The following is a 13151-nucleotide window of genomic DNA, read 5'->3' as shown; positions in this document are numbered from 1 at the left end:
AATGCACTTTGGCAAACTTATAATGCACATAATACTTTCTACCGTTAAATTATGTGCTATTCTTCACAAAATTTTATTTAAATTCAAGAAAAAAAGAGGATTTTATAAAATGAAGTCGAATTATAAATTCAAGAACTAATTTGATTTTTTTTTAATTAAATAAAAGGATGTGACGCTATTCATGATCGTTAAACCTCATGTTCCCCCCACCGAACTCCGAATCTTACAAGCTAAGATAAACCGACTCGTTGAAGGTCATCCTCAGTTGAACGACATCTTAAGTGAATACTATAAAAGAGCGAGTGGATATTATGGTGAAAAATCCATATCTTATTACTTAGACTTCCTAGACGGTTCAACTACTGTAATAATGCATTCATTGAGACTTCCTTACAAAAAATATTTCTTTCAAATGGATACACTGGTTTTGTTTACATCTTTCTCTCTTATAGTCGAAACAAAGCATTGGGCTGGTTCCATCGAAGTACAAGAAACAGGTGAAATTATTCGTACATACAATGATGTTCAATCGAGTTTTTCTTGCCCAGTTCAACAAGTCAAACATCAAGCATGGCAGCTCTCTGAATGGACTAAATACAAAAAACTAACCATCCCGAAACTTCATTACGTTTCGGTGTTTACGAAAAGTAAAATGATTATAAATGAATCAAAGAACCTTTCCCCACTTTTAATAAGGAGTAATTATCTCCTTGACCATATTAGACACCTTGAATCTTCGACTGAAGCCACAAAAACAAAAACCTATACAATAAATGAAATGAAAAAAATAGCAAACTTCCTAAAAAAATCTCATCAAGAACTTGAATTGTCAAAGTCTTCTCTTGATATGCATGAGCTCAAGAAAAGTGATATTATTCGTGGCGTGCAATGTTCTGGATGCAAACGAATATCAATGAATAGAATGAAGAGAACTTGGAAATGTCCAGAATGTGGTGTGACATCACAGAATGCTCATATTCAAGCAATAATCGACTATGTTTTTCTATTTGGGAGATATGCAACAACTGCCGAGTTACTAGAATTCTTGAATATTCAAGAGTGCGGTGTCTTAAGAAGACTATTAATTAAGTTAGATGTGTCAAGAAAGAAGAATTCTAAAAAACAAAAGTTTGACTTATTAAGTTCTAAGGAAATAAGGAAAGGGGTTTATCATTAAAGTTTGTCGAATAATGTTATAATACACTTCCGACCATCTATAATGAACATCGGCACCGCACATACCGAACTTCCACATCCAATCTCGAACTCTGAAACCACGCTGTTACCATATACGTAATACTATTAACTAAAGGAGGCGTTGACAATGCAAGAAGAAAGATTAATGATTTTGAAGATGATTGAGGACGGGAAAATTACGACAGAAGAAGGGTTAGAGTTATTAAATGCGCTGAAAGAGGATCCTAAACAGGCATCGAAAAAAGAAAAAAAAGGTCCGCATAGCGAAGAAGATGCATACCAACATACTTCTCGCCCATCCAAATCAGAAAATGATCAATATGTGTCTCGTGATGTGAATTGGGATGCTGGAGGTTATCGACGGACAGAAGAGAAAGTAAATACGTTTGCTAGAAGATTCACAGAATTCGTTGAAGATGCCGTTCACAAGATCAAAGAGTTTGACTTAGACTTTAATTTTGGTTCATCGGTAGAAGTAGAACATATTTTTCAACACAAACATGCAAAAGTGACAGACGTGGATGTTCATGTGGAAAACGGAAGTATTTCGTTTTTACCATGGGATGAAGAAGACATTCGTATGGAATGCCATGTGAAGGTATATAAAGTTCGAGATGCAGACGAGGCTCGCCGTGTTTTTCTAAACGAAGTTAACTTTCATTTCACAGATGGAAAACTTGCGTTTGAAGCAAAGAAAAAATCAATGAAAGTGAACACAGTCATGTATGTTCCTAGAAACCAATTAGAAAAAATTAAGTTATATGCGTTTAACGGGAAAATAACAGGGGAAAATGTGTCAGTGGACAGCTTTGAAGCAAAAACGGTCAACGGTCGATTAGATTTTGATGAAATACATGCAAATCATGTCAACTTGGAAACAGTTAATGGTACGATTGCCGTCCCACAGTTGCATGCGAATAAAACGGATGCGAAGACAGTTAATGGTACGGTATCTGTCAAAACAAGCAAAGGTGATTTAGATGTGGAGACACTAAATGGAACGATTCATTACACGTTATTGGATGAAGCGAGTGCGCGCGTGTATTTAAAAACGACGACAGGCAGTGTCAATGTCCAAGTTCCTGATAATGTAAAAACAGAAGGTGAGTTAAAAACAACCGTTGGTGGAATCCAATGTGAGTTGCCTGAAATGTCCGTTATTGATGAAAAAAATGAATTTGCTAGTAAAAAGATGTCATTCTTAGCAAATAAAAAGGCAGAGGCGCATTTTTATGTAGAAGCAGAAGCAACAACAGGAACGATATCGATTAAAAATTAAACGAAGTTCAAGCTTATTAATGATTTCGAAAAATGAGAGACTGCTACATTCTTTGCCAGTTTCGCCTAGGTGATAGTTATGTCCACTGATAAAATGCGGCGTCCTGCAGCAAGCCAGCACTTGGACCTCATGTCCTTCGAAGCAATGCGAAGCTTGTTCGTGAAGTAAATGCTCTTTCCCGTGGGAAAGCAAGTTTTTTCCGCGGGACGGAGGGCTATGATTATTCAACAACAAAGAATGATAAGAAATCCCAAAATAAACTAGTATAAGTTGTTTTAGAAGAGGAGTGTGTAAAGGATGAATAGATTATATCGAACAATAGGTGATAGAAAATTAGCAGGTGTTTGCGGTGGGATTGGTAAGTATTTTAATATTGATCCAACAGTAGTGAGAATTGTCATGCTACTGTTGCTCATACCATTTAACTTTGCAATGGTACTTGCATATATTATTGGGATATTTGTTATTCCAAATGAATCGGAAATACAATCATAATGGGTTGGCTCATACAGTTAGTCGTACATGCAGTTGTTCTATTAATTATTGCAAACTTTTTTCAAGGATTTGAAATTGATGGCTTTACATCAGCTTTGTTAGCAAGTTTTATTCTTTCTGTTGTAAATTTGATTGTTAAACCAATTCTTGTCGTTCTAACATTACCAGTCACTGTGATCACACTAGGGTTATTTCTCTTCGTGATTAACGCTATTACGTTATTACTAACAGCGGCGATTATGGGAAGCAGTTTTGTGATTGATGGTTTTGGTGTGGCAATCTTAGCTGCAATTATTTTTGCGATCCTTAGTGCGCTCATTCATTCGTTTATTGTTGATCCGATAACAAAAAGATAACTATAAAAACTGTAAACAGTCCATAGGGGGCGTTTGCAGTTTTTATTTTTCGTCGAAAATAATAGAGTGAATGAAATTTTCAGCGATTCTTGATAGGGTATGCTAAAATGATAATGACTACATAGGCCAAGCAAAAGTGAAAGCTATTTTTGTGTTCTGAAGAGTGACAGTTATGTTGAGTAAAGCGATAAATGAAAGGCTTTAAGATATAAGGAGGTTTGTTTCTATGAGTGAAGTGACAGCGAAAGATTTGATGGAAGAGTTTGGCTTGGATTTAGTGAATGACGAAGAGATGGTGACGTTCCGCCCCATTCCAACAAGTGATATTTCTCGTCCAGGTATGGAAATGGCTGGGTATTTTACGTATTATCCAGCCAAACGTATACAGCTATTAGGAAAAACGGAAATGTCGTTTTATGAAGAATTATCAGATGATGAAAAAAAGGATCGAATGCAACGGCTTTGTACATACGATACACCCGCAATCATTCTTTCTAGAGAAATGACACCGCCAGATTATCTCATTGAAGCAGCGAATGACACAGGGGTTCCATTACTAACTGCTTCAAATACGACGACTAGATTAAGTAGTCAATTAACGACGTATTTAGAAAGTCGTCTAGCACCAATGACTGCGATTCACGGTGTGTTAATTGATATATATGGTATTGGCGTCATGATTACAGGTTCGAGTGGTGTTGGTAAAAGTGAAACGGCTCTTGACCTCGTTCGTCGTGGTCACAGATTGGTTGCGGATGACTCCGTGGAAATTCGCCAAGAGCATGATGGTGTGTTAGTTGGTAAATCACCTGAATTGATAAGGCATCTTCTTGAAATCCGAGGGTTAGGAATTATCAATGTCATGACGCTGTTCGGAGCAGGTGCGGTTCGTAATTTCAAACGAATCGGTTTAACGATTGATTTAGAAATTTGGGACCAAAAAAAGCAGTATGATCGATTGGGATTAGATGAAGACACGATTCGAATTTTTGATACAGATTTACCGAAAATTACATTACCTGTTCGACCTGGACGAAACTTAGCTGTTATTATTGAGGTGGCTGCGATGAACTTTAGATTGAAGCGAATGGGAATCAATGCCGCAGAGCAATTTTCAGAGCGGTTAAATCATGTGATTGAAGATGGAGATCGAGAAGATTTTTAAAATAATCTTTCAAAATGCACATCTATTCATCAAATCTTCATAAATATGGTACATTATTGAGAGGGATGGCGACATGCTATCCCTTCTGTTTTCATTTCATAACAGAGAAAAAGATTAAAAAGAGGTGTACATATGATTATTGGAGCAATAGAACCGTTGAATCCGATTGCATTTGAATTGGGTCCTATAACTGTTTTTTGGTATGGGTTATTGATAGGGTTAGGTGCTTTTATAGGGTATCTAATAGCAAACCACGAAGCAAAAAAGCGCGGAATGCCGGATGATATGCTGGCGGATTTACTCATGTTTGCGCTACCTATTGCGATTATTGGTGCGAGAATGTATTATGTTATCTTTCGGTGGGAAGATTTTGCTGGCGATCCGATCCGTATGTTTTACATATGGGAAGGCGGCTTGGCGATTCACGGAGGTTTAATAGGTGGTGTTTTAACAGCGCTAGTTTTTGCGAAAAAACGAGGATTCTCTCTTTGGAAAATTCTTGATATTACAGCGCCTAGTATTTTGTTAGCCCAAGCAATTGGACGTTGGGGAAACTTTATGAACCAAGAAGTTTTTGGAGGAGAAGTGTCCAGAGCATATTTAGAAAACTTAATGCTCCCTAATTTTATTATTGATCAAATGTTTATTAATGGTGCATATTACCAACCAACGTTTTTATATGAATCGATTTGGAATTTAACCGGTGTCGTTATTCTTTTATTATTGCGTCGTGTAAATCTCCGCAGAGGGGAACTGTTCATTACGTATGCGATTTGGTATTCTGTAGGAAGGTTCTTTATTGAAGAAATTCGAACAGATTATCTACTAATCTTTGGTGTGTTAAAGACGGCTCAAGTGATGTCGATACTTATTGTTATTGGTGGGATCATTTTACTCATTTATCGTCGTAAAACAGGTTTATCTGATAAACGTTACTTAGACGATGATACACCACCAAAAACGGCTGCGAAAAAGAAAACAAATCCGCAGCAGAAGAAGAAAAAGAAGAAAAAGTAATCGTTAGGAATGGAGGCTGGCAATTGAATACACTAAAACAAGGGTTGAAAACCGGTCTCCTTACCACATGGAAATTAGGGAAAATTATTTTTCCGATTACACTGATTGTCACGATGTTAAGTCAAACGGTAGTGATGGATTGGTTGACGAGAGTGTTGTCGCCTTTTATGAGCTACATTGGTTTAAGCGGAGAGTCTGCGATTCCACTCGTTCTTGGTAATTTTTTAAACCTTTATGCAGCCATTGGTGCCATGTTAACAATGGATTTGACAGTGAAAGAAGTGTTTATTTTAGCAGTTATGTTGTCGTTTTCCCATAACCTATTTGTGGAATCGGCAGTCGCAAAGCAAGTTGGTTTGCGTATTTCCGTCGTTCTCGTCGTGAGAATTGGGCTTGCTCTCGTTTCTGCCTGGATGATTCATCTCATTTGGCAAGGTGGGAGCGAAAAAGCTAGTTATGGTTTCGTCCCATCCGGTGGAACAGAAAACATAGAAGGTTACGGAGCGATTGCACTTTACGGCGTAGAAAGTGCAATCATAGGAATTTTACAATTAGCAGCAATCGTCATTCCAATTATGATTTTTATTCAGATTATGAAAGATTTACATTGGTTACCGGTGTTCTCAAGGTGGATGACCCCATTTACGAAATTACTAGGGATCCATCCAAATACATCAACAACACTAGCCGCAGGTCTAACGTTTGGTCTAGCATATGGAGCAGGTGTGATGATACAAGCTGTGAAAGAAGATGGCGTAAAGAAAAAAGACCTTTATTTAGTATTTATTTTTCTCGTCGCTTGTCACGCTGTTGTGGAAGATACGCTTATTTTTGCACCATTAGGGATTCCGTTATGGCCATTGTTACTCGTAAGGGTTGTTACAGCGATATTACTGACAATTGCCGTTGCTATTGTATGGAACCGCATCGAGAGAAAGCAGGAAGCGGATGATTCTAAAGCGAACACATACTCCGAAAGCTCTAAGAAAGTAAGTAGTGGAGATTAACATTAAGGAAAGTTGAGGCAATCATTGATGAAAAAAATAGATACGGTTTTGTTTGATTTAGATGGAACATTAATTAATACGATTGATTTAATTGTAGCGTCGTTTATGCATACGATGGAGACGTATTATCCTGGCGAATACGTCCGTGAAGATGTGGTGTCTTTTATTGGACCGCCTCTATCGGAAACGTTTATGAATCTTGACCCGGATAAAGTGGAAGAGATGACGATGACTTATCGTGAGTTTAATCATAAAAACCATGACGACTTGGTCGGTGAGTATGAGGGTGTGAAAGAAACTCTCGAACAGCTTGTTAAACAAGGGTATAAGTTAGCAATTGTGACGACGAAACGTCATGAAACGGCAGTGAAAGGGCTGCAGTTAATGAATTTGGAATCCTATTTTCCTGCCGTCGTGGCACTCGATGATGTGACCAACTATAAACCAGATCCAGAACCGTTGAATTTGGCTCTTGAAAAGTTAGGTTCATCAGCTGAACGTGCTATCATGGTCGGTGATAGTGAACACGATATTCTTGGTGGGAAAAATACCGGGACAAAAACAGCCGGGGTTGCTTGGAGTATCAAGGGAAAAGAACACTTACAATCATATGAACCTGATGTGATGTTGGAATCAATGACGGACCTATTGGATTATTTACAACAAACGAATGTAGCAACATTCAACTAAGTAAGCAGAGGCAGGTGCCGGAGATGGGCCGAAATACAGAACGTTATCCAGTCGACGAAGCAAATTCTTTATGGGGAGTGTACAAAACGGTTCCCTTCTTCAAAGTGGTGAAGAATTTTATCGTGATTCAGATGGCCAGATATACGCCATTTTTAGCGATGAAAAACTGGTTATATCGAACGTTTTTACGGATGAAAGTAGGAGAGGAAGCAGCGGTAGCATTGATGGTAATGATGGATGTTATGTTCCCTGAGAAAATCTCTATCGGTAAAAACTCAGTCATTGGTTACAATACAACGATATTAGCCCATGAATATTTGATCACGGAATACCGACTTGGTGAGGTAACGATTGGTGAAAATGTGATGATCGGTGCCAATACAACGATTTTACCAGGAGTGACAATCGGTGACGGTGCCATCGTCTCTGCAGCTACGTTGGTTCATAAAGATGTTCCAGCAGGTTATTTTGTTGGTGGGAATCCAATGCAAATTATTCGAACAAAAGAACAGCTTGAAGCAGAACAACGTTAGTAGCTTTTCATATGCTACTAACGTTTTTGTTTAAAGATAAAGATGGAAAGCTCTAGTTTTCATAAGTAACGAAAGAAATAAGAAATTGTCAAATCTTTAAAGAAAGCCCTTAAGAACGGATTTAATTGTTGACTCCCAGATCATTCCCTTGTAGACTACTACTTAAGATCTTTATCGCTCTATCATATTAGCGGACTAAAGTGGAATGATTTTTATACGTAACAACTCATGAAAAATAAAGGATCAGACAGAATAAAAGCGAACCCTTAATAAAGGGAATTTCAAGATACAAGGCTTTTATAACTTCATTTTCACAGGAGAATATCATATTTTGAGAAGGATACATAAGGAAGGAGAGAAAGTCATGACTAAATTATTTATGTTTGAAAAACCAATTGGTATGCGCGATACATTGCCAGAACTTTATCAATTAAAACGACAAGTGAAACAAGCGATATCTTCAGAAGTTTCCCAATGGGGGTATGAACCAATTGAAACGCCGACGTTGGAGTTTCATGAAACGGTTGGAACAGCTTCAGCTATTCTAGATCAACAATTGTTTAAACTTCTTGATCAGCAAGGGAATACTCTCGTACTGCGACCAGACATGACAGCACCTATTGCACGAATTGCTGCTTCTACGTTAAACAAAGAGGATCGTCCCCTTCGCTTAACGTACGATGCTCCAGTTTTCCGAGCTCAGCAACGAGAAGGTGGTCGACCGGCTGAATTTGAGCAGGTGGGAGTAGAATTAATTGGCGATCAGTCTAGTAGCGCTGATGCGGAAGTGATCTCCCTTATGATGGCTTCTCTTGAACGATCTGGTGTGGAAACGTACCAAATCGCCATCGGACATATTGGGTTTGTAAATGCTTTGTTAAAAGAAGTGCTTGGGAACGAAACGAGAGCAAATCATTTCCGTCGCTATTTATACGAAAAAAATTATGTTGGGTTCCGAAAAGAAGTGGATCAACTTCCTCTTTCTTCCATCGACAAAAAAAGACTTCATGATCTACTCCGTTTAAAAGGTGGACCTGAAGTTGTCAATAAAGCTCGTGAACTTGTAGAAAGCAAGGAAGGAAAAGCATCATTGGATCAGTTAGAACAATTAGTTTCTGTTCTGGAGACATACGAATTGGCTGACAACATGATGATTGATTTGAATCTTGTCATGCATATGAGTTATTACACAGGGACGGTTTTTGAAGCTTATAGTGAAGGCTTAGGTTATCCAGTTGGTAGTGGTGGACGTTACGACCAGTTGCTTGATCAATTTGATCATCATGAACCTGCGACAGGGTTTGGTTTACGACTAGACCGATTGACGGAAGCATTAGGGAAAGAAAAGGAAACAACAACGAAAGAAATCTGCTTGATTTTTAGCCATGACCGTCGAAAAGAAGCGATGTTAAAGACAAAAGAACTTCGTGGAGAAGGGAAATCTGTTGTCATGCAGGAACTGACTGGTGTTGACAATGTTGATGCTTATTCAGCTCAATTTCAAGATGTGATTTATTATATTGGCACGAACGGGAATGGAGGGACGTCCAAATGAGTGAAGAATTAATTACTGTTGCCATGCCAAAAGGCAGGATTTTTGAAGAAGCAGTGGAATTACTAAAAAAGGCCAACTATCCGTTGCCTCCAGAATTTGAGGAATCAAGAAAATTAATTCTTGAAGTCCCAGAAGCGGGGATGCGCTTTATTCTAGCTAAACCAATGGATGTGCCAACCTACGTAGAACATGGCGTCGCTGATGTTGGTGTGGCTGGTAAAGACGTGATGATTGAAGAGAAGCGAGATATTTATGAAGTGTTAGATTTGAAAATAAGTGCTTGTTATATGGCGGTTGCTTCCTTACCTTCGTACAATCCGAAGTCTGAAGTCGCTCCAAAAATAGCATCAAAATATCCGAACTTAACGAGTGAGTATTTTCGTGAGCAAGGAGAACAAGTTGAAATTATCAAATTGAATGGATCAATTGAGCTCGCTCCGATTATTGGTCTAGCTGATCGGATTGTCGATATTGTTTCTACCGGACAGACGTTGAGAGAAAATGGTCTTGTTGAATTAGAAACGATGATGCAAATTACGTCTAGGTTTATTGTGAACCCTGTCAGTTACCGAACGAAATCAGCGCAAATTGATGATATGGTCGACCGCTTGGCAGAAGTGGTTGCAAAAGGAGAGGCGAACGAATGAAAATTATTCCGGTTACACGAGACCTTTCATTGAAACGGTCGATTGATCAAGGGACAAAAGATCAGCGACAATCGGTAGAATCAATATTGCAAGCGGTCCGAGCAAATGGGGATGAAGCCCTCCGCCAATATACGAAACAATTTGATGGTGTCGATGTAAGTGATACACTCGTATCAGAAGAGGAAAGAAAAGCTGCTTACGCTTCGGTTACAGAAGATACGTTGGCGATTATTCGAGAAGCGATTGCAAATATACGTGACTTTCACGAACGGCAAGTGCAGCAATCGTGGATGACGACAAAAGCCGATGGCACGATTCTCGGTCAAAAAGTAACGACACTTGATGCAGTTGGCGTATATGTACCTGGTGGAAGGGCAGCTTATCCATCGTCGATCTTAATGAATGTTGTTCCTGCACAAGTAGCTGGGGTGAAACGGATTGTCATGACTTCACCTCCACAAAAAAATGGAAAACTATCAGATATCGTTCTTGTTACCGCTCAGGAATTAGGCGTGGAAGAGATTCATAAAGTAGGCGGAGCGCAAGCAGTTGGCGCGTTAGCTTACGGAACGGAATCAATTCAAGCAGTTGATAAAATCGTCGGTCCTGGTAACATATTTGTGGCCTTGGCAAAACAGCTGGTGTTTGGAACGGTTGATATTGACATGATTGCCGGACCTAGTGAGATAGCCGTTTTAGCAGATCATACTGGAAAGGCAAATTATATTGCAGCAGACCTATTATCTCAGGCAGAGCATGATCCGATGTCATCCTCTTTACTCGTCACAAATGACGCAGCGTTAGCCGATGCGGTATTAGAAGAAGTGGAAAAACAGTTACAAACGTTACCGAAAAAAGAGATCGCGAAAGCATCGATCGATGATTTTGGTGCTATTTATCTAGCCGAGTCATTAGACGATGCGATTGAAGCAGTGAATGAATTAGCTGCGGAACATTTGGAAGTTCACGTCGAACAACCGTGGGAAGTACTGGCACAAATACGCCACGCAGGAGCGATTTTCCTTGGAGAATATAGTTCTGAACCTGTTGGCGACTACTTTGCTGGCCCGAATCACGTGCTACCGACAAACGGGACGGCACGTTTTTCCAGCCCGTTAAATGTGGAAGATTTCACAAAAAAATCAAGCATTATTTCATATAGCAAGCAAGCGATCGAACAAAACGGTGAAAAAATCGCCGCTTTCGCCAGACTAGAAGATTTAGAAGCTCATGCAAGAGCTGTGGAAATTCGATTGGAGGCAGACAATGGAAAATAGACAAGCATCGAAAACAAGAAAAACAAATGAAACGAATATCGAATTAACGTTTGCCATTGATGGACAAGGCAATGCCGATTTAACAACAGATGTGCCGTTTATGACCCACATGTTGGACTTATTTACTCGCCATGGTTTGTTTGATCTCAAGCTTACAGGTAGAGGTGATACAGAAATCGATGATCACCATACAACAGAGGACATGGGGATTGTGTTGGGCGATGCATTGAAGGATGCCCTTGGCGATAAGCGTGGGATTCGCCGTTACGGTAATGCCTTTGTTCCAATGGATGACGCGTTGGCGCAAGTGGTGATTGATTTAAGTAATCGACCACATTTTGAACTCCGAGGCGAGATTCCAGCAGCTAAAGTAGGGACATTTGATACGGAACTGGTGGAAGAATTTCTATGGAAGTTTGCTTTAGAATCTCGAATGAATTTGCACGTTATCGTTCATTACGGAACAAATACACACCATATTATTGAGGCGATTTTTAAAGCATTAGGACGCGCCTTGGATGATGCGACACAACTAGACCCTCGAGTAAAAGGAATTCCATCAACGAAAGGAAGCTTATCATGATCGGTATCATTGACTACGGTATGGGTAATCTTCATAGCGTAACAAAAGCGCTGGAACGGTTAGGGTACACGCCATTTTTATCAGAAGACCACGACGAATTATCGAAAGCTTCCATGCTTATCTTACCAGGGGTTGGCTCGTTCAAAGACGGAATGACTGAATTAAAAAAACGAGGTCTTGATACGTTTATACAACAGTGGGCGAAGGACAATAAACCACTATTAGGGATATGTTTAGGGATGCAGCTATTGTTTGATGAAAGCGAAGAAAACGGTCAAACAGAAGGACTTAAATTGCTCCCAGGGAGAGTGGAAAGATTCAAAAGTGGCAATTACAAAGTGCCGCATATGGGCTGGAATCGGCTTGTGTTTGAAAAAGCTGACCACCCGATTCTTCAAGAAGTTCCCTTAGGTCATGTTTACTTTGTGCATTCCTATTTCGTCAAAGAAAAAACGGCAGATATCCTCGTAGCAACAGCTGAATATGGTGGAGAACGCGTTCCAGCAGTTGTGGCAAAAGGATCGATTTGGGCTACTCAGTTCCACCCAGAAAAAAGTAGTACGCTTGGTATGACAATGTTGAAAAACTTTCTAGACAAAGAAGGAGAGACGAGCGATGAGTGAATTTACAATCTATCCGGCCATTGATATTCGCGGAGGAAAATGCGTTCGTCTATTACAAGGAGACTATAACCAAGAAACAGTTTACGGTGATTCTCCATTTGATATGGCATCAAGCTTTGAGAAAAAAGGTGCGAAATGGATACATATGGTTGATTTAGATGGCGCAAAGCAAGGAAAACCAGTTAATCATCAAGAAGTGTTACGAGCGGCCAAAGAACTTTCTGCGCACGTGCAAATTGGTGGAGGAATCCGCACAGTTAAAGATGTGGAAACGTATTTGGAGGCTGGTGTGTCTCGTGTGATTTTAGGTAGTTCGGCTATTTCTGATCCTGCTTTTGTGAAACAAATGTTGAAACAATACGGTGGGGAGCGTATCGCTATCGGAATCGATGCCCGTGACGGGTATGTTGCGACACATGGATGGCTTCAAACATCAACAGTGAAAGCGGAAGAATTAGGTCAAGAGTTAGCGGATCAAGGAGCGGAAACGTTTATCATGACAGATATCTCCCGTGATGGGATGTTATCAGGACCTAACGTGAAAGAAATAGCTAGCTTAGGTCAAGCGACAGGCAAAGAAGTGATCGCATCTGGTGGAGTGAGCACGATGGATGATTTACGAGAACTTTTGTCACACCGCGATAAAGGGATTTCTGGAGCAATTATTGGTAAAGCACTCTATACAGATCGTCTCTCCCTTGAACAAGCGATTCAGGAGGTACGATAG

General features: G+C 39.7%; 15 protein-coding genes. All 15 read left to right on the top strand.

Going from position 1 to position 13151, the window contains the following annotated elements:
- Positions 1-181 precede the first annotated feature (181 nt).
- The 15 genes from QDN89_RS07580 to hisA all read left to right on the top strand — a co-directional run bounded on the left by QDN89_RS07580 (position 182) and on the right by hisA (position 13151).
- Positions 182-1177: an NERD domain-containing protein gene (locus tag QDN89_RS07580; protein ID WP_280769507.1), complete on the top strand. Its 996-nt coding sequence runs from the start codon at positions 182-184 to the stop codon at positions 1175-1177.
- A gap of 147 nt (positions 1178-1324) precedes the next feature.
- Positions 1325-2476: a DUF4097 family beta strand repeat-containing protein gene (locus QDN89_RS07575; protein ID WP_280769506.1), complete on the top strand. Its 1152-nt coding sequence runs from the start codon at positions 1325-1327 to the stop codon at positions 2474-2476.
- 297 nt (positions 2477-2773) lie between these two features.
- Positions 2774-2971 carry a PspC domain-containing protein gene (locus tag QDN89_RS07570; protein ID WP_280769505.1) on the top strand — a complete coding sequence of 66 codons (198 nt, stop codon included), beginning with the start codon at positions 2774-2776 and terminating at the stop codon, positions 2969-2971.
- The gene (locus QDN89_RS07565; RefSeq protein ID WP_280769504.1) at positions 2971-3327 is read left to right on the top strand and encodes a phage holin family protein; all 357 of its coding nucleotides are present in this window, start codon (positions 2971-2973) and stop codon (positions 3325-3327) included. Before QDN89_RS07570 ends, QDN89_RS07565 begins: the two co-directional genes overlap by 1 nt.
- Before the next feature lie 226 nt (positions 3328-3553).
- Entirely contained in the window at positions 3554-4492 is a 939-nt protein-coding gene (gene hprK / locus QDN89_RS07560) for an HPr(Ser) kinase/phosphatase (protein ID WP_280769503.1), read from the top strand.
- A 132-nt stretch (positions 4493-4624) separates the two neighbouring features.
- Positions 4625-5509: a prolipoprotein diacylglyceryl transferase gene (lgt, locus tag QDN89_RS07555; RefSeq protein WP_425335381.1), complete on the top strand. Its 885-nt coding sequence runs from the start codon at positions 4625-4627 to the stop codon at positions 5507-5509.
- Positions 5510-5532: 23 nt separating this feature from the next.
- Complete coding sequence (locus QDN89_RS07550) at positions 5533-6516, top strand: nucleoside recognition domain-containing protein (protein ID WP_280769502.1); 984 nt, start codon at positions 5533-5535, stop codon at positions 6514-6516.
- 27 nt (positions 6517-6543) lie between these two features.
- Positions 6544-7206 carry a pyrophosphatase PpaX gene (gene ppaX, locus QDN89_RS07545; protein ID WP_280769501.1) on the top strand — a complete coding sequence of 221 codons (663 nt, stop codon included), beginning with the start codon at positions 6544-6546 and terminating at the stop codon, positions 7204-7206.
- Positions 7207-7229: 23 nt separating this feature from the next.
- Entirely contained in the window at positions 7230-7739 is a 510-nt protein-coding gene (locus tag QDN89_RS07540) for an acyltransferase (protein WP_280769500.1), read from the top strand.
- 364 nt (positions 7740-8103) lie between these two features.
- The gene (locus tag QDN89_RS07535) at positions 8104-9294 is read left to right on the top strand and encodes an ATP phosphoribosyltransferase regulatory subunit (protein ID WP_280769499.1); all 1191 of its coding nucleotides are present in this window, start codon (positions 8104-8106) and stop codon (positions 9292-9294) included.
- Positions 9291-9941, top strand: coding sequence for an ATP phosphoribosyltransferase (gene hisG, locus QDN89_RS07530; protein ID WP_280769498.1), 651 nt, complete (start codon positions 9291-9293; stop codon positions 9939-9941). The genes QDN89_RS07535 and hisG overlap by 4 nt, the downstream gene beginning before the upstream one ends.
- On the top strand, positions 9938-11218 hold the full coding sequence (gene hisD / locus QDN89_RS07525; RefSeq protein ID WP_280769497.1) for a histidinol dehydrogenase: 1281 nt from the start codon (positions 9938-9940) through the stop codon (positions 11216-11218). Before hisG ends, hisD begins: the two co-directional genes overlap by 4 nt.
- Positions 11208-11801 carry an imidazoleglycerol-phosphate dehydratase HisB gene (gene hisB / locus QDN89_RS07520; protein ID WP_280769496.1) on the top strand — a complete coding sequence of 198 codons (594 nt, stop codon included), beginning with the start codon at positions 11208-11210 and terminating at the stop codon, positions 11799-11801. Before hisD ends, hisB begins: the two co-directional genes overlap by 11 nt.
- The gene (gene hisH, locus QDN89_RS07515) at positions 11798-12424 is read left to right on the top strand and encodes an imidazole glycerol phosphate synthase subunit HisH (RefSeq protein WP_280769495.1); all 627 of its coding nucleotides are present in this window, start codon (positions 11798-11800) and stop codon (positions 12422-12424) included. Before hisB ends, hisH begins: the two co-directional genes overlap by 4 nt.
- Complete coding sequence (gene hisA / locus QDN89_RS07510) at positions 12417-13151, top strand: 1-(5-phosphoribosyl)-5-[(5-phosphoribosylamino)methylideneamino]imidazole-4-carboxamide isomerase (RefSeq protein ID WP_280769494.1); 735 nt, start codon at positions 12417-12419, stop codon at positions 13149-13151. Before hisH ends, hisA begins: the two co-directional genes overlap by 8 nt.

It is taken from the genome of Salipaludibacillus daqingensis (assembly GCF_029891575.1).
Taxonomy (GTDB): Bacteria; Bacillota; Bacilli; order Bacillales; family Salisediminibacteriaceae; genus Salipaludibacillus; species Salipaludibacillus daqingensis.
The sequence above is the reverse complement of the archived record's forward strand: the minus strand, read 5'-3'. Positions and strand labels throughout refer to the sequence as shown.